This window comes from Furfurilactobacillus milii, from assembly GCF_009864005.1.
GTDB classification, from domain to species: Bacteria; Bacillota; Bacilli; order Lactobacillales; family Lactobacillaceae; genus Furfurilactobacillus; species Furfurilactobacillus rossiae_B.
On sequence record NZ_WEZQ01000012.1, the window covers coordinates 86073 to 104894 of the forward strand.

General features: G+C 45.4%; 16 protein-coding genes. 1 reads left to right on the top strand and 15 read right to left on the bottom strand.

Annotation, left to right across the window (positions count from 1 at the left end):
- Window positions 1-348: 348 nt before the first annotated feature.
- From GB993_RS07490 to GB993_RS07545, 12 genes are all read right to left on the bottom strand, one after another.
- Window positions 349-570, bottom strand: coding sequence for a hypothetical protein (locus tag GB993_RS07490; protein ID WP_161003744.1), 222 nt, complete (start codon window positions 568-570; stop codon window positions 349-351).
- Between the two features lie 137 nt (window positions 571-707).
- Entirely contained in the window at window positions 708-1742 is a 1035-nt protein-coding gene (locus tag GB993_RS07495) for a WxLIP family cell surface protein (protein WP_161003745.1), read from the bottom strand.
- Between the two features lie 34 nt (window positions 1743-1776).
- On the bottom strand, window positions 1777-2565 hold the full coding sequence (locus GB993_RS07500; protein WP_161003746.1) for a WxL domain-containing protein: 789 nt from the start codon (window positions 2563-2565) through the stop codon (window positions 1777-1779).
- Between the two features lie 44 nt (window positions 2566-2609).
- Window positions 2610-4241 (bottom strand): hypothetical protein, encoded by a 1632-nt coding sequence (locus GB993_RS07505; RefSeq protein ID WP_161003747.1) that lies wholly within the window; start codon window positions 4239-4241, stop codon window positions 2610-2612.
- Between the two features lie 276 nt (window positions 4242-4517).
- Complete coding sequence (locus GB993_RS07510) at window positions 4518-5951, bottom strand: helix-turn-helix domain-containing protein (protein WP_161003748.1); 1434 nt, start codon at window positions 5949-5951, stop codon at window positions 4518-4520.
- Window positions 5952-6061: 110 nt separating this feature from the next.
- Complete coding sequence (locus GB993_RS07515; protein ID WP_161003749.1) at window positions 6062-7213, bottom strand: WxL domain-containing protein; 1152 nt, start codon at window positions 7211-7213, stop codon at window positions 6062-6064.
- Window positions 7214-7537: 324 nt separating this feature from the next.
- Window positions 7538-8986, bottom strand: a complete 1449-nt coding sequence (locus GB993_RS07520) for a helix-turn-helix domain-containing protein (protein ID WP_161003750.1) — start codon at window positions 8984-8986, stop codon at window positions 7538-7540.
- Window positions 8987-9505: 519 nt separating this feature from the next.
- A complete protein-coding gene (locus tag GB993_RS07525; protein ID WP_161003785.1) occupies window positions 9506-11041 on the bottom strand; it encodes a BCCT family transporter in 1536 nt (511 codons plus the stop codon).
- A gap of 291 nt (window positions 11042-11332) precedes the next feature.
- Window positions 11333-11932, bottom strand: a complete 600-nt coding sequence (locus GB993_RS07530) for a sugar O-acetyltransferase (RefSeq protein WP_161003786.1) — start codon at window positions 11930-11932, stop codon at window positions 11333-11335.
- A 175-nt stretch (window positions 11933-12107) separates the two neighbouring features.
- Window positions 12108-12605 (bottom strand): GNAT family N-acetyltransferase, encoded by a 498-nt coding sequence (locus GB993_RS07535; RefSeq protein ID WP_161003751.1) that lies wholly within the window; start codon window positions 12603-12605, stop codon window positions 12108-12110.
- Window positions 12606-12632: 27 nt separating this feature from the next.
- Complete coding sequence (locus GB993_RS07540) at window positions 12633-13451, bottom strand: SPFH domain-containing protein (RefSeq protein WP_161002273.1); 819 nt, start codon at window positions 13449-13451, stop codon at window positions 12633-12635.
- A gap of 104 nt (window positions 13452-13555) precedes the next feature.
- Window positions 13556-13891 carry a type II toxin-antitoxin system antitoxin gene (locus GB993_RS07545; protein ID WP_017260562.1) on the bottom strand — a complete coding sequence of 112 codons (336 nt, stop codon included), beginning with the start codon at window positions 13889-13891 and terminating at the stop codon, window positions 13556-13558.
- A gap of 728 nt (window positions 13892-14619) precedes the next feature.
- Here GB993_RS07545 and GB993_RS07550 point away from each other — a divergent pair.
- A complete protein-coding gene (locus GB993_RS07550; protein WP_161003752.1) occupies window positions 14620-16392 on the top strand; it encodes an ABC transporter ATP-binding protein in 1773 nt (590 codons plus the stop codon).
- 98 nt (window positions 16393-16490) lie between these two features.
- Here GB993_RS07550 and GB993_RS07555 read toward each other — a convergent pair whose 3' ends face one another.
- The 3 genes from GB993_RS07555 to GB993_RS07565 all read right to left on the bottom strand — a co-directional run bounded on the left by GB993_RS07555 (window position 16491) and on the right by GB993_RS07565 (window position 18733).
- A complete protein-coding gene (locus GB993_RS07555; RefSeq protein ID WP_161003753.1) occupies window positions 16491-17603 on the bottom strand; it encodes a glycerol dehydrogenase in 1113 nt (370 codons plus the stop codon).
- A gap of 95 nt (window positions 17604-17698) precedes the next feature.
- Window positions 17699-18058, bottom strand: coding sequence for a hypothetical protein (locus GB993_RS07560; RefSeq protein ID WP_161003754.1), 360 nt, complete (start codon window positions 18056-18058; stop codon window positions 17699-17701).
- A gap of 54 nt (window positions 18059-18112) precedes the next feature.
- Window positions 18113-18733 (bottom strand): isochorismatase family protein, encoded by a 621-nt coding sequence (locus GB993_RS07565; RefSeq protein WP_161003755.1) that lies wholly within the window; start codon window positions 18731-18733, stop codon window positions 18113-18115.
- Window positions 18734-18822 lie beyond the last annotated feature (89 nt).

Sequence of the window (18822 nt, forward strand, 5' to 3'; positions counted from 1 at the left end):
CAAACGATTATAGTCATCGTCGATTATTAATGTAAAGCAATTGAGTTTCGCCTGTTATAACGCTGTTTTAAGAGAAAAACAATTGTACACAATTAAGTTAATTAACGTCCTTAATAAACGCTGTTATATTGGGGTTTGTTACGATTTTGAGATACTTTAGCCGGTAACATATTTTAAGCGGTAAAATATCTAGAAAATCGACAGTCATCTTCGCGAATTATATTCTTAACATTTCCTTAATATTTACCGATTATCAATTATATCCGTCGCTCTTTACGTACAAAAAAAGCGTGTCTCATTACGGAAATTTCCATTGAGCCACGCTTTGTGTCACATTTACATAGCGTTTTAATGCTTGTATAAATACGTAAATGTACCATCTTCATTTTTCTGAAACGTAAATTCATGATCTTGTGTGTCTTTTGCTCGCCAGCGCGTTACGCCGTAGTGAACCGTATCAGAATCCTGCAAGCGGGAAACGACGCCACCAACTAGCTCACGGTCATCACTAAATGATCCCCTGAGCACCCCTTTTAATACTGGTAAAAAATCTTCTACATTAGTTATCATGACGGGTCACTTCCTCATCTCTTACTGTATCAATAGTGTAACAAATAAGGGCGAGTGTGTGAACGCTTTCACTAAAATAAAATTATTAATTCTCCATTATCAGTACGTCAATTCGTAAAGTTATTGGCGCCAACTAATTAGTGACGCCGCCGAATAAGCGCCCACGCCAGCATACCGGCTAAAACAGTTGCCCCGCTTCCGGCTCCAATAGCAACATTACGCCACGTATTATCCGGCTTCACTTCAACGGACGACCGGTTTAAATGCTGGGCTTTCTGTGCTGTGACCTTGAAATTCTTACTAAATTGCCACCGTCGCTTCTGCGAGACTGCGGTAATTGTTAGTGTATAACGACCAGCGCTTAATGGTCGATTCTTCAACCATACTGGAAACTGCATCACCGCATTGGGTGCCAACTGGTAACCAACTTGCTTAGTGGTATACAACGCCGCCTGACTGTCAGCCCTTTTGACTTCACCCGTTACTTTCAGCTGATTAACAAAAGTAGCAGTTTCATTGTGAATGGCGCCGCTGACAACATTACGAGCATTTATCTGCTTAGGTTTCACCGTTCCTAATGACAGTTTGGGCGATACCTTGTTCACACTGTTGCGCAAAACAATTGCGACCACAAACTGATACCGATTTTGAATCGCCACCGCCTGTTGCTTATTTGGTGACGATACCGCATCATCCGCGTCTGCATCGCTCAACGTCAGTCCGCCGGCTAATTGTCCATCAAAATGATGTTTCGGCATGATTACCTGCATCCGCACTTGACCATCCCCATTTGGATCAATCGTGATCGGCTTGACAGGCAGTTTCACTACTTTAGCAAAATCGGCTGGAACGCTGTCGTCCAGTCGTTCCTTATTTTTTCCATACTCCACCACCCCATTTAGGTTCGTTGTGGCCTGCGCTAGGCCAGTTCTCAAATGTAGTGGTGTTTTCTTATTGTTATGAATGTTGACGACCAGTGTCGTTTGTTCACTAGGCCCCATTTGAAGATCAAAATACGTTACTTTTTGATTCACCTGTTGAGTCGGCAAAACGGGCTGTACCGAAAAGGCCAGCCCGTCTGCCGAGACGTGAATGCCAAACAACAGGGTCGTCAACGCAACGAATAGACCTAATAACCACCGCCAACGTTTGCCGATTCTCTTCTGCGTCATTTCATTCACTCCCAAATATTAACTTTCATCTTCACTAGCTACCTTGATCGGCATTAACTGCCCCCTGAGCCCCACCCGGAACCGTTGTCGGGGTTGGGGAATTTGGGTTACTACCATTTGTTGGAATATCCTCTAGTGACCAGTTCAAACTGGTTGTATAAACATCTTCTTCAGGGTACGCGCCGGTTGGCACCGTCAACTTAACGCCAGGGTTGTCCTTCGTGCCCCAAGCGTCCGTCCACAGACCATAACCACTGCCGGCTAAAGCATTCATTACAACAGCTTGATTGCCTGGTGACAGCGCCTGGTCTGTAACACTAACCTCATTAACTGATAGGCCTAAACCACTACCAGCTCGTGAATTCGTCAAACTAATTTGAGCGCCGTTTAATTCTTTTTGAGATTTGGCACTCTGCAATTGACCTTGTTCAGTCACTTTGAGTGTCCAGCCCTTTGGATCGCCGGCTCGCTTGTCGGTTACCTGAGCAAAGTTGGCTGTTTTATTAGCATTATCCATCGAGGCAATATACGTTTGCCTGGCTGGTGAAATCTTGTGGGCGCCAAAGTCAAAGTTTGAAACGTAGTCCAGGGTTAAGGCACCCGTGTTACCAGTACCAGGGTTACTACCATCGCCAGGTTTAGACGGGTTATCTGGGTCAACCGGTGTTTCAGGCGTTTGGTCATCCTGTGTAAATGCAACGGTTGCTCGGGTAGTTGCTGTCGATGTTTGTGCGGCCATTGCAACGGTCGGCACTGACATGCCAAGACCAGCTACAGCAAGGCCAAGCGCGGAAAAAAGTTTAATTTTTGTTGATAATGACATATTAATGCTCCTTCTTCTCGTTATTTTTATTTGGTTCAAGTAATTTAATTATTTGCGACACCATCTGTCACATGCCACGTCACACTGCCCGAATAGGCCTCACCTCCCTCGGTGCCAGTCGGGACTTCTAGGAACAAGCCGGTCTTGGCATCCCAATGTTGTGAAATATTCGTTACTTCTGTATATAAGTGATAATCGACGTCATGAATAACCTCGCTAGGATAGTCTCCTTGGGTAGCGACCAAAACTTGATGATTGTTGACTGGCAAATCTCTTCCTTGCCGCACATAATGCATGGCATCCTGTAAAACATCGCGTTCCGGATCGGATAATTGCTGTGACTGATCCGCTGATACGGTTAGTGTCCACGATCTTGTTCCCTCGCGATTGTCGACCACACTTAATGTATTGGCGCCAATTTCATCACTGTTGACCGGTAAGATTCGTGCTGGCAACTTTTGTCCCCAAACCGTTTCCGCATCTAGTGGCTCATCGGTCGGGTTAAACGTAACAGTGTGTGGTGCGGCGATGGACAGTGCATTAGCCGGTTTATCTGGCACATCCAGAGACAGTACATAATGCAATGGGTCACTAAAATTATTGTCCTCATCGCCAATACGAATGTTGAAACCTGACAGTTGATCACTATATTGCGGCATGTATTGAGCTGGAATCGTTACGGTAATCTTTTGACGATTAGTGGCTGTGGCGACCGTAACTTCATCAACGCCCTGGTATGTGTCTGACCATAATTCTAAGTAGACCAGGTAACGACCAGGTTTGGGCACTGTCAAAAATATCGGTAATGATAACGAGCCACCCGTGTAGTGAACGTAATTGCCAGCAAGTGGATCGCCATAATCAATCACTGGAGCAGAATTATCGTCAACCGCCCGCGTTTGCGGCGAAGCATTAGCATGCCGCTCGCTAGATTGCGGTGCTGATTCGGTTTGAGTGGGTGACGAAGGCGTTACTGTTGATGTCTGATTAGTCGACGTTTGAACGCTACTCTTATCAAAATTTGCATGGTTCTTTGATTTTGCTTCATCATCTTGAACAGCTTTCAAACTTGCAATGCTCGAGCTGCCTGTTGACATACCAGTCGACAATGTCCCGGCGTCAGCGGTCTCAGTTGGCGTCAACTGAACGTGTGATTGATCTTTATTACTGTTAACTTCACTGCCTTTCACACCAGTCTGCGACTCACTTTTTACCGTCGTACTGGTCTCATCACTATCACTCGACGTTGTGGCATTGGCACTTTGAGTCGGTGTTACTGATATCTCCTGTGCAGCCAATTGATGTTGCTGGCTATCAAGCACCTGAATCGCGCCAGAACCTGGCGTTAATGTTTGAACAGCAATCGTCCAACGTTGCGTTTGGTGCGCAGAAAGTGTCAGCTTGGCTTGCGTTAACGGTTCATTCCAGCTCAAAGCCGCAGTCGTTTCGTCGCCAGTATCAGCCATGAGTGTTGAGGGCAATCTCAGCGTTATTGTGGCGCTTTGCTCCGTGTCATTTTGCGTAACAAACTGCACTTTTTGTGGATTAACTTGAGTGCCGGTCGCAAACGTCACCACCGGTCCACTTGCCGCATTTATCCGATGACTGGGCGTGATAAACAGCATCGTGATGATCAACAACATACTAATTACACCCAGTCGGCGCCAACGTATCATCTGTGCATTACTCCTTTCGCTTTACTGAATGACTAAATTGTACTGGTTAACAGTATTAAGAAACCGTCAATTTTGACTAATGTGATTTCATAAATGGGCAATTGGATTTTAGTCAGCTAACAAACTTACTGGCGATCGTCCTACCATCAAATGCTTCTCAGGAAAAAAATCGGCTCGCATTTGTTTTGAGTTCGTGTTTAATGTAAAAGAGGCTTAATTCCCATATACGGGAATTAGGCCCCTTTTACGTTAGTCAGGTTCATCAATCATCGGTCTTCATACCGCGACCATTTGCTGCAAAATAGCCTTTAAGTCATCCTCATTGCCCAACGCTGAAATTTCGTAACAGGTTTGGCCCGTTTTAATCGTTTGACGATTTTGTTCGTTAACGACAATTAAATCGTATTGATGTCGCTCATCGTAAAGTTCCCAAGAGACTTGCACAACTGGTTCAAGCACATTGACCAGTCGTTTGGCAAATAGTGCTGTCAACTCCCGACTAGTCCCAAGAGCCAAACCAATACGGCGCGTTGGTCGCGTAGTCGAAGTCAATAATGCGTAAAAGGGTAATAGATATTGCGATAGATAGCGCCAGTGTTCGTCAATAATATGGTGAATCGTGCCAGTCGTCGTCTCCAATAACGTTGTTTTCAAACGTGCCATCGCAACCACCCCATTGCATGGCATGTTCACGGCTAACGCATGGTCAAAGCTCAGATCATCAAAGTGATCAATACTGCCAATCCCGATCATGGGAACCACCAGCAAACTAAACAACTGTGCCACGCTAATGTGAACGATCTGTTGGATATCCTGAACATGAGCAAAATGTAATTGGATGCGGCGTAAATTATCATATAGCTCACGATTTTGTGGCCGGGTAATGCCAATCCAGTCATCTAATTGTGTATCCGCGATAACCGCCCCACAATGAAGCAGCAGAAACAACGTTAAATTTTCGCGTTCACTTTCCGTCAATTGTAATGCCGTTCGATCAACAACCGCCTTCAGCTTGGTGCCATTAGTCAACTGTTCATCTAGCGCAGAGACTTGGTCGCTAAACTGCGCGAAGTTGACCTGAACGTGGTCCATTACCGACAACCACTGAGTTAGTCGGTCGGTCATTGACTCATCGATTCTGAGACCACTTTCTGTCAATCGTTTGATCAACTCATCGTGACTGGCTACCTGCGTTGGGTTGACATGCAGCTCACGAAACAGTTTGTAATAAAACCACGTTACCTGAAACAGAGTGCCCTTCAATTCGCCACGATAAATCGTCAAGCCAAATTCCTTAAGGAGCGCATTTGCCTTGATCATCTTGCGCGCCGTCGTTTTCTCACTCAGGTGCAGTTCATTAGCTAACTGCCACACTTGAAAATGAAATTCATGCTGATAAAGATACAGATAAATCTGGTACATATCCGAACGCAACACCTGGCGGTCAAACATTAAGCCATCCAACGTCATTTTCCCCTGCATGGCAAACGTCACATGTGTTTGGTCAAACGTCAACGTCAATGCGCCATCATCAATATCTTGCTGGAGATCTTCCATGATTTTTTGCAAATGACGACTTAACGTTGCTGGCGATAAACCGAGCGTTTTCATGAGCTTGGCTCGATTCGTTTGACCGTCTGCCAGATAAATACTCTCAAGAATTCGATAGGCTTGACGATCCCCCTGATTCAATAATTCAGTTCGATCCACCTTGTTCACTTCCTTATCACAATCAACTCATAGCAGCTCAACGCCCCTCCATTCAACATAAAAGACACACCCACACGAATGCGCGAGTGTGCCTAGGCTAAAAAAAGGGCTTATTGATTTGGCACGCCAGCTGTCAACGTCCATGTAATGGTGGTACTGTACGTTTCGCCGCCGCCAATGCCATATGGCACCTCTAGAAAAAGACCATTATTACGATCCCAGTGTCCCGAAATATTGGTTTGGCGACCCCGCGCCACGTTACTAGCATCATTCACGGTTTCGGTAGCGTAATCATTGCTCGTTGCCACCAGCGCTGAGGTTTCTTCAATGGGTTGATGATTGCCATTTCGTGCATAGAATAATGCATTTGCCAGTGGCTCGCGATCCGGTCCAGTTAATGGTTGCTTCGCCATTGCAGTCAGTGTCCAGTTTTGCTTTTTGCCATACGTATCTAGCACCGCCAACCGATTGCCACCAACGCCGCTTTGACCGATTCCTTGAGGTCCCTCAATTGTGGCTGGCAACTGATGGCCCCACGCGTCGTCAACCGTCAATTTATCCTTACCCTGATTAAAATTGATATTTCCGGGTGCCACCACTTTAAGCGCACCATTCTGTTCACCAGAAACATTTGATAACAGAATTAAATTAATTAAACCCGTTTGGTGACCAGATTCATCTGTCGCAAATAACGACACAGTATGAATCGAGTTATCACGCGGAATGACGTTTGCTGGAATAACAAAATTAACCGGCTGTTGCTCCCCTGCCTTGCTGAACGTTTGCCGACCCACCCACTGGTTGATTCCCCACCAGAACATCACGTAAAAGTTAACCGTCCCAGTTCTGGGAATATCCATAAGCATCGGCACCGTGACATCATTGCCGTTAAACGTGATTGGATTGCGGGACACCGGTTTCATGGTGAACGAAATTGGCAGCCCAGCGATCACAGCAGCCCGACTTGTTGCCGCATTCTTGTCCGTGACGGTTGACCGGTCTTGATTAGCCATCGACAGGCTACTGCCATCAATGGTAGAACTGCTCGCCACCGAATCGTCGCTGGACATCTGGCTTATCTCATTAACGGGTGAAAGCGGTTCAGCAGCAGATTGCACACCTTGCGTTTGCTGACTGCTAGTCTGTTGATCGCTTGTTTGAGAATCAGCAACCGGTGCCGCTAGACCTGGATCGGCCAACAAGGCTAAACCGGTGATAAAGCTTGCTAACGCTATCACCAGCTGCCGTTTGTTACTGGTCATGTCACTCTCTCCTCCTCATGCAAAACATCGGCTAACGTTATTCACGTTGCTTATTCTATCGGAAAGGGGCTCTTTTTCGCGCTCATTTTTGACCCTTGAGATGGCCATTAATGACCGAAAAACCGTATTTTTTCAGTCATTAATAGCCTCTTTTCGTCAGTATTTCAGTCAAAAAAATGCAGGCCACCGGGGTCTGCTTTTTTTCACAATTTAATATCAACAAACGCCGTCATTCTGCGGTAAATAACGTTTTAAACGGCCACCACCATACCCAGCATCGTTCACTAATTGAGCAAACATTTTGGCTACCGGTGTCGCTATCAGTCAGTCGCGTTTTTCTAATAAAAGCTTTAATCGTTGTGCGATTCGCTGATAATCCCGCTCTGTTCCCAGCTCCGTAATCTTCTCAACTGGCGTCTCAGTTAAGCTTGAAACCATCGTAGCGGTTCGTTCATTCACAACAACAAGATCAAATGACTGCCCAGTCTGATAATCACTGATGGTCACCGCTAACGTTTGCGTCAGAACATCCATTAACGCCCGCTTGGCAAACTGTGTCACCGTTGTTGAAAAGCCTAACGCCAGCCCAACATGAAGTGGTACCCGCCGTGATTGAACCACTAAGTAAGGCCACAAACGACGCTCAATATACGCCCAGTGACGGCGCACAAACTGATTGATCCAAGCGCTTTCCGTGTGTGTCAATTGATACCGAACGCGGTCAAACGCTTGCCGGTCTGTGCTTCGGAAAAAGTCCTTCGTGAAATAATGAAAGCTAATATCATCAAAGATTTGCACGTCGCCGACCGTCATCATCGGCACAATGAAAATACCAGCAAGTCGCTGCCCCGTGAGCATCTCTGGTAACGGCACGCCCGACCAGGCTTCACGTAGTGCCTGTTTACAGGTAGTTACCAATCGCATTAACCTGATAATCGACGTTTCTTTGGACGATAACAGACACTGCCACATCTGGTCTGTAAACATAAACTCACTGTGCAACAAGATGAATAGCAACATCGCATGACGCTTTGCCGCCGGCCATTCGGACTCTCTTTGTAGTCGTTCAAAGATGGGTGTTTGCCGCATCAACCGCTGACTCTTTAATGGCGTTTCACGTCGATATGCCCACTGATTGTTCACGCTATATTGCACGATAGCTAACCAGTCTTGAAACCGGTCAACCATATGGTTATCTAAACGAAAACCTTCATTATTAAGCCAGTTCTTCATCAAATCGAAATCATCGCTGGCAGGCAAGTGCTCACCAATGGTCCGCCAAAAATTAAAATAGAAGAATTGCAACTGACTTAAATCGCCGACTAATTGTCCGTTTGCTACGCGCAAATCGAAAGGCGCTATCAACTCGTTAAGCGTTTTTATCTTACGATACAGCGATGCTTCACTTACGTGCATAACGTTCATCAATTGAGGTGCTCTAAAACGCAGTCCGTGTTGGTATAAAAATTTGAGTAGTACCACGTTATCGGCCGTCTGCAGTTGCTGTGTGACAAGCAAGTCATCAATTGTGACCGTTCCCAATAATTGGAAAATCACTTTAGTCCCGTTGACCTCAAAATGAACCCTTTTGTTACTTGTCCACGGCGACAGATCATGCACTAAGCCCGCCAAATAACGTTTGACGCTGGACAATGGTATCTGGAGCCGTTGACTGATGCCTGCTAGCGTAGTCTCTCCATTCTGCAGATACACATCCAAAATAATGCGGTACGCCAACCGGTCACGTTTATTCAGCAAATCTTCTTTATACATCTTGCTTCCTCCAAGTGCGCCTAGCTTATCACAGCTCAGTGTTTTCAAACGGAAACAAGTGGCTAACGTCGCCAATAGTGGAACACTTTTTAAATCTTTACTGTTCGTCAACTCAACTAACCGGTTTTCTCCTTTTTAAAATAATTTGTCTCTACAAGATGTTTGCAAAAACTTTTTCGAAAAAAACGATTAATACGCTTATCCAATCGATATTACTTTACTGAAAATGAACTGAACGGAAATAAGCCAATTGGATGTGAGCTGAAGGGCGTCCGCGTTGAACCCGACTGTGAAAAGGTTGTTAATTCGGTGCTCTATCCGAATTTACAACCGAGGACGGTCACTGAGACTCGGGGGTTCACGAGGCTCGGTGACGAGGTGAAAGACCGCGAACTTCGGGCTTGAACCGGTCCCACAGGAGGGTTCAAAAGCGGACAACCGTAGGCGGAAACGTTGCCCTTAAATAAAAAAGTCACTCACCAACATCAATGTAGGTAAGTGACTAAGAAAATATCAATATTATTGTTCAGATAAACGTTGACGCATCCATTCACGCCGCTCGTTGGCCGGTGCGACCAAGTTTGCACGTTGAACAGAAGGATCCGTCATGACGGACTGATAAATGGAATGCAGCAATAGTAATGCCACAAAGATCAACGGGAATCCCGCAATCGTACAAATAGCTTGCACGGTTTCAAAGCCACCCACTAGAACAATTCCCAGTGAGAAGACGATGAAGATAATCACCCAGGCCATCCGGTTCCAACGCGTTGGTTGTTCAGTACCCGAAAGTTTCAGGCTGGTGAACGAAGACACGATAAAGGCGGAAGATGAAATGGTCGTTGCCAAGAAGACGAAACATGACAGGCAAAACATCACTAACATAATCATCTTCATCGGTAACGTTTGAATCAATGCTGCCAATACTGACGCTTGACCCTGCGTGTTCAAGATGTGAACTAAGTTAACCGTGCCAGTTTGTTGCAACCATAATGCGTAGCCACCTAAGACTGCGTAGAAGCTTAAACAACCACCGACACCGTACGTCAACATGCCAACGATGACCTGACGAATGGTTTTACCACGAGAAATACGGGCGATAAACAAACCCATAACAGGCATGTAAGACAACCACCAGCCCCAGTAGAACATAGTTTGGTGTTGCGCAAAACTGTTTACACCAGGATTAGCTTTGTTAAATGACATTGCAGTAAAGTGTTGAACCATCAGGGCCAACGTTTGCCCCTCGCCGCCGATCAGTTTCGTGGTTGGACCGACCAGCAAAACGATAATTAAGAATCCAATCGCCAGGTAAATATGCCAAGCTGAGAGTTTCTTAATTCCTTTATTCAAACCGGCGTAAACCGTCAGTGCGAATAAAATAAACAACACAACGAATAAGGCCAATTTCAAATAAATGTTATCCGGCACACCAGTAATGGTGCTCAATACTTTGGCAATAACGGGGATTTCCATCCCAATGGATGAACCAATCCCACCCATAATTCCAAAGACAACCAGAAAGTCGATCAGTTGACGTAACACATGACGTGTCCGGCCAGGTCCCTGTAACAACGGAATCGCAGCACTCAAACGTTGAACATGCTTGCCCTTAACGTGCATGGTGTACGCAATCGCAATGGTAGCAGTGGCGAAAATCATCCAGGCCATTGGACCCCAGTTAAATTCACCAACAACGTTTGCATAAACGTAAGCTGCAGATGAGAATGGCTTGGCACCAAAGGCTGGGTGTTGCAGGTATTGTAACGGGTCGGTGGCACTCAACATTAAAATGCTGGCGTCAATCCCCGTTGCAAACACCATGCTCCCCCACTGGAAGCCGTTGTAGTCAGCCTTAACACCAGGCTTACCCAACTTGATGCGCCCGTATTTAGACATCACTAACGCCATGAAAAAAATGAAGTTAATAACGTAAATCAAGACGTACAACCATTCTGTTTTCGTCGTGAGAAATGACAAGACCGCGTTCATCGTTTGCTGAACGGCTGAGCCACCAATGATTAACACCAGGGACACGATTCCAAACAGAATCATGGTTGGTACAAAGACAGCTCGATCGACATTCTGACGCTTTAAAATAATAATCCTCCTAAGTTTTGGGTGAGCGTGAGCAGATGCTTTAAGCACCTGCGAGCGCGATATGGCTGTGTGATAGTGTGACCCACCACAACACTCGCCTATTTTTATAAATCTAAAATTATTTTCCACACAAAAACGCTGTGCACCGACACCGAAGTGAACCACCTGCACAGCGTTAAAAATTGGCTAACGCCGAATATACAAATGAACGTCAATCCTCGCAGTTACCTGCCAGGATTGATCACTCTAAACTTCTTGTGTGTTTAATTCTGCCGCTTCAACTGAAGATTTAGCCTCAGGCACACGTTTGATAATTCTTGCTGGGTTCCCAGCAATGACAACATTGTCACCGAAACTCTTCGTGACAACTGATCCGGCACCAACGACCACATTGTTTCCCAGCGTAACACCCGGCAACACGGTCACGTGACCGCCAAACCAAGCACTATCGCCAATAGTAATCGGAGCACCAAGTTCGACATCCGCATTCCGCTCTTCAGGCGTTAACGGATGGATTGGCGTGTAAAGCCCAACATCCGGGCCAAAATAACAATGACTCCCAATGGTAATGGGACACGTATCCAAAAAGGTATTGTCATAATTGGCGTAGAAATGATCCCCAATGTGAATGTTCCAGCCGTAATCAAAACGGAAGTTACTCTCCACAAAGAAGTGCGGGCCACTGTCTGCCAACAAATCCTGAAAACCGTGGTTACGTTTGACATTGTCCGGTTCTGCATTTAACGTCTGCAATTGCTGACGGATTTCCACTCGGCGCGCAATCAGTTCGGGATCAAACTGATTGTAATTTTCGCCGGCGGTCATGATTTCGCGTTGTGTTTTCATTGCTTTCATGTGTATAACGCTAGCACTAATTCCATTTTCATGCAAAAGCCGACAATCTAAAAATGCCCGTCTAACCGCATTAGTAAGCGGCTAGCAGGCAATTAAATTTGTTTTTAAAGCCTAACTTTTTCATTCGAATTAACACATTTTGATTATTGAATAAGCAGACTTTTATTTATAAATTAGTGCCATTTTTAACCAACGTAACCTCATTGATCGGACCGTACTTGGTCACCGAAGTTTCAGGTTCACCACTTTGTTTGAACCCCATGCGATTATAAAAATGGCGAGCTGAACGATTTTCAGTAAGCACGACGACAAAGCAGTCCCTATCGTCTGGCAGCATGCCAAGCGCTTGGCTTAGTAAATCATGACCGATCCCCTTGCCACGACAGCCGTCATCAACATATAACGAATAGATTTCCGACGTATTCAGATAGTCATCGTTACGATTCGGGCCAAACGTGCATACGCCGGAGATTGTATTCTGTTCATCAACAGCAAGTAACGTGTTAGCCCATCGTTTTTCAGGATGCCAACTGTTTACAGAAAGCGCGTTTAGAAACCTTGCTGGCAAAATATCACGATAAGCCGTTTGCCAAACTCGGTAATATAACGAAGCAACATGAGCTGGCTGATCAGTACTAATTGGCCGTCGAATGGTAATTTTCATTCGCTCACCTTCTTTGTACAGCTCAAACTAATTGTTTGCACCTTTTTCTAACAGTTTGCCCACAATCGGCAATTTGCCGAACTGATCAGCCCCGTCGTTTGGCACCACAATCGTGTTCGCATTGGAATTAGCTAGCTGTGAAAAGGCATTGATTGACTGGTTCTGGAAGTACTTGTCATCTGCGTTGGCTAACCCAGCTTGGACAGTGTCAATCCGGTAACGTTCAGCATCGGCGCGGGTCCTCGTGGCAGTAGCCTCCGCAGACGCAGTGGCCATTAATGCGTCATTTTTAGCCTTATTCGTCAATTGAATTGAGCGGGCTTCCCCTTCAGCCTGAGCAATGGCAGCCACTTTTTCACGGTCAGCAGTCAGCTGTTTGTCCATCGCAGCCTGAATGGCCTTAGACGGTGTCAGCTCGTCAATGTTGATTCGATCGACGTTGATGCCGTAAGTGTTCGTTAAATCACCAATAGCTAACGTCAATTCCTGGTTGATTTTAGCGGTAGAGCCCAGTGCCTCATTCAAATCCATGCGGCCAATAATGTCACGCAAATGACCACGCACGAGTTGTGCCATTGATTCTACAGAATCCGTGTTTTCATATTGGTATTTAACTGCATCAGTGACATGAAAGTTAAGCGTCAGACTGGCTGACACGTCCGCATTATCCTTAGTGATAATGGAGTAGTTGGGCAGTGCTAACGGTTCCATCGCCAAACTGACGTTGCGAATCTTTTGGAAAAATGGCAGATAAAAATGTAGTCCTGACTCTACGCTATGGCGGTAACGGCCCAACGTTTCAATTAATCCCTGATTATTTTGAGGTACAATTTTAAATCCAAGCATAATAATTTTCCCCTTCAATGTGCCGAGTTTAGTCAGTGTTGTCCTAGTTTCGACATCTCATTGTTTTCAAAATCCGAAGCTGTAATCCCGAAAAAACTGGCAACCTACGTGATTTTTTTCAACGTTAAAATATTGCCATTACTTTCCAATACGGTGTAGCTTGCCTTGGCATCCACTGGATCGTTGTTTTCAATCAAAAAGCGATAGTAAATCCCCGACAACTCTACTAACCCATTCTTTTGATTCAACTGTTTACCCGCAATTGCTTGGCCAATAATTTGGCGATGCTCAAACGTGGTCTGTTTTGCACTGGCTGCAAGGATGGTCACAATGTGGGCATTTACACTCCGATTTTCACGGTCAGCCGCCGCAGCCAAACGGTCATACAAATCTTCATCGAGTCGTAGCAAGAACCGTTTTTCCTTCGGTTTATCCGCCATCGTTTTGCCCCTTTCGATATCGATTCAATATTGATTTGATATCACGGTGATATTGTAATACCGTTCAAATAAAAGTTCAAGCTAATACGCCTATAAATAGTTACAAAATGTTAAAGCTTGTCATACACTTTATTTTGTTCTACCGATGAATCAACTTGTGCTCATCGTAGCGATGCTAGTGATACCTGCAAAATCATTTCTTTAAGGCATTAAATTAATGCCTTTAGTACGTTGCTCGTTACGTTTGTTAATTATCATAAATGGATGGAGCAATTTGTTGGCAGTTTCAGTTGATTACGATTAGTTTATTCATAACTAAAGGCTCAAGTATTGCTACTGAAGTGACACCTGCCGTTACGCCGAACTCTGTCTCTGTTCGGCTGCAATCTGTAACATTTAGCTGTTTACTGGTAGCTTACAGAACCAGCTGATGAAGCTAAAAACTACTATGTGAGCTGGAGGGCGTCAACATTGATACCGAGCCGTGAGAGTGGTGTTAATTCGAGAGAACCATTCGAATTTACACCACGGACGGGCGCAAAGACTCGGCTCCTCACGAGGCTTTGCGGCGAGGTGAGAAACTCCGGCCTTCAGGAGGTTCGAACCGGTCCCACGGCGAGCGTGTCAATGTTGACAACCGCAAGCGACATATATAAGGCAATATCTATCACAGACAATGTTTGGCACACCGACAGCCTTTAGTTGATGATCAAACTGGAGGTGTCCACATGGCACAGTCAACGGAAAAAGTCACACTCAGCAACATGTTCAGGTTCGTTTTCGGCCAAGTCCTCAACCGAAAATGGCTGTTGATCCTAAACATCGTCGCGCTGACAGTTATTTCATTATTGGAATTCGTCATCCCCCAATACACGCAATACATCATTGACCACGTCATCCCCAAACACGACATTGGCCTCCTAACCGAAGTGGTTCTCGGCTTATTGGCAACAGCAATCGTCCTCGGGGTCTTATCTTATGTATCAACGTATTACATGGGTGTCATGAGCCAAGGCGCAATCACAAATTTGCGCACCGAACTTTATCAATCCACCCTCCAGCTAGACACCCAATTTTTTGAATCTAGTAAAACCGGCGATTTAATGGTGCGTTTGACTAGTGACATTAACAATCTACAAAGCCTAATTTCAGCAAACATGCTGTCGATGATTGGCAGCATTATCACCTTTATTTTCGTCTGGATTTACATTTTTATCCTCAATTGGCAAATGGCAATTGCCATCACGATAACCTTTCCCTTTATGTTTTTGATCTACCGTATTTTTCGCAATCGCATCCACAACGCGTTTCGGGCTGCTCGCGCTTCGCAAGCACAGATGTCGAATCAAATGCAGAATACGTTAACACAAATCGACCTCATCAAAAGCTACACCAATGAAGAATTTGAGGAACAACGGTTTGGCACGTTTGCTAACAAAAACAAACAAGACATGATTCGAGCGACGCAAAACCAAGCCCTCTTTTCACCACTCATTGATTTTGTAAATTATCTTGGTACGGCCATCATCCTCGCATTTGGTGCTTACTTTGTTATTCACCATCAGCTAACTGTGGGGCAACTTGTCGCTTACTTGGCTTACATTGGCATGCTTCAAGGACCGATTCGCGCCTTCACTCAAATTCTGAATCAACTACAGCAATCGTTAGTTTCTTATGGGCGTGTGATGGACATCATGGCGTTGCGACCAATTATTGTCGATCAGCCAAACGCGGTGCCATTCCCAACAATGACTACGGGCGTGCAACTGAAAGATGTTTCATTTACCTATCCGGAATCGGACCAACCGAGCACTGGTGAGATTCCGGCAGCCGTCAGTCATGTCAGCTTCAACATTCTGTTTGGCAAAACAACAGCGCTGGTTGGCCACTCTGGTTCAGGTAAAACGACCCTGACAAAACTGATTGACCATCTATACAATCTTGACGCCGGTGATATTTTGTTCGATGGCCGTCCCATTAGCCAAATCCAGTTACAGTCATTGCGCGAAAATATTGCCATCGTTTCCCAAGACATCTACATGCTGGATGGCAGCATTCGCGATAACGTCCGCTACGGCCGTAGCAACGCCACCGATGATGAAATTTGGCAAGTAATTGAAATGGCCGACATTGCAGACTTCGTTCACGGTCTCCCACAGGGACTGGATACGCAAATTGGCGAACGCGGCGTCAAACTGTCTGGTGGTCAAAAGCAGCGCTTGTCGATTGCCCGCGCTTTGTTGAAAAATGCCCAACTCGTCATTTTAGACGAAGCCACAGCCAGCTTGGATAACGAATCCGAAAAGACGATTCAGCATGCGCTTGAAAACTTGATGCAGTCGCGAACTTCTCTCGTCATCGCCCACCGACTTTCAACCATCCATAATGCGGACCAGATTATCGTGATGGATCATGGTCAGGTGGTGGAACGAGGCACACATACTGAGCTACTTGCGGCAAACGGTCCTTACGCCAAACTCTACAATGCACAGTTCAATTGATTCTGTCTGCTACGTCAAACGACAGCAAAAAAGACTCCGATAAGAATTCCTCAACCTAATGAAGAATTCTATCTGAGTCTTTTCGTTTGGATAAAACTTTATTTGTTAACGTGATGTGCTTGATAATAGCGGCTGTACGCATCGACACCCTTCATTGCTTCGACAACATCGGATGCCTCAACAGTAAATGGCATCTGCACCATCGTGTCGTTTGGTGCCGTTGATAACTGACCAACCTGCATCAGCTCCTCATCACTGACATCGGGAATCTGCAAATCAGCAAACGTGGTTGGCAGACCCAATTCGAGATCGAACTTCAGGAATTTATCAAACCGTTCCTGGTCTGCACCTTCGAGATAGAGTTGCGTTAATGTTCCAAACGCAACCTTTTCACCATGAGTTAAATCATGAATTGGACCATTTAAGGCAGTTAAACCATTATGGATGGCATGTGCAGCGGCTAGACCACCACTTTCAAAACCAACACCACTCATCAGTGTATTGGCTTCGACAATTTTTTCCAGCGCTTTTGATGCCGCGTGATTATCGACTGAAGCCACAGCCTGCGTGCCATAAGCAAACAACGTTTCCTCACACTTGGACGCAATCGCGTTACCGACCATCGTTTGTTTAGCACCCAACATTGTGCTGCCAGCGCCACGCGCTACTGCCTGTGCTTCTACATTAGTTGCCAATGCATCAGCAATACCGGATGTCAGCATCCGTACCGGTGCATTGGCGATAATCTTGGTATCAACGAGCACTAAATCAGGATTCTGCGCGTAAAAACGGTAAGCTGAAAAGGTACCCTCGTCCGTATACAGCACGGAGAGTCGTGAACATGGCGCATCTGTCGAGGCCAACGTCGGTAAGATGGCAACTTTAACGCGGAGATTGTCAGCAATCGCTTTAGCACTGTCTAATGCCTTCCCGCCGCCAAGACCGATAACTAAGTCAGCACCGAACTCCTTGCCAATTTCAGTCACTCGGTCAATTTCGCTAACTGACGATTCACCGTTAAACGGTACGTATTCCACGTCGACGTCATTGTCTTTCAGGTAGTCAACGTATTTCTGACCAGCAATTTTGTACGCCGTTGAGCCGGCCAATAACAAAACTTTACGACCCAAACGGGTAATATATGAAGCACTATCAAATAACACATTTTTGCCCTGAACATACGTTGCAGGACTGCCAAAAACACTCATCATAATGTGTAAACTCCTTTGCGATTTTACTTACAAAGTCAGAATACACTTAATCCGTTGAGCCCTGCAACTTTGTCTGAAACGAAACACAAAATGATTTAGGCAACTGAATTATCAACCTGCCGAACTTTCTCTAGCACCTCATCAAGCTGATTAACCGCGACTTCATAATCCGGCATTTGGTTTTCACACTGCTCGTCGAATTGTTCCAAACCACCGACAGCAAACGGATACTCGAATCGGTAAACGGCCTGATAAGCGCTAACAAAATCCTTCCTCAGTTTGTCACTGTCTGTCCCATCAAATTGCAGTGCTAGGTCAATTGTTCTGTAGTCGGTGTAAGCCAGCTCGAATTGAATGGCCCACGCCCGAATAAAATCGTGACCTGCTTGAATATAAGTAAAATGATCATTTGCCGTCGCCATTAAACGATTGACTGAATCCTGAACATCTACCATGCTTGTCGCTCTCCTTACTATGAGTGACCTTCCGCCACCCTAACTGAATCATTGCTAACTCAACTTTAAAAATGCACCGATATCAAACAGACTTTGGGTGAAACCGGGTACGGTGTCAGTCCGATTCCAGTCACGTTGGAGTTCACAAGCCAACTGTGCAATAGTAACTGGCTGAGCTCCCTTTGCCGTCATCCGTGCAATCGCTGTTTCATGCGCCACCGTTGAGGTTCCACCCACTGCATCAACGACAGGAAATACGTCATAACCTTCCTTAAGTGCGTCCAGTACTGGAAATGTTAAACACGCCTCCGTCCACAATGCTGCAATGATAATCTGGTGCTTTCCCGTGGCCTTAATGGCTCGGTTAAAGTCAGCATCTTCCCAAGCGTTAATCGATGTCCGATCGTAACTTGTCACGTTTGGCAATAACGCCTTTAACTGTGGAATTGTGTCTTGGTTACGCCCGGTTTGAACATTCACGGTAGACAAAATCGTCGGAATTTTAAAATTATTAATCAACGATTGAGTCGCGACAATATTACGAATTAAGGTTGCCCGATCCATCGAATTAACTGAATTAATCTGTGTTGCTTGAAAATCAACCAACGCGAAAACACTGTTCTCCGGATTGATTAATTCATCATCTGCTGCAGAACGTTTTGCCATACTTGTCATATCGTTATACTTCCTTTCATATCATAACCATGTTTGAAATCGATCAGTAGCCTAAAATTATAACTACTAATTGACTTAAAAAATAAGCC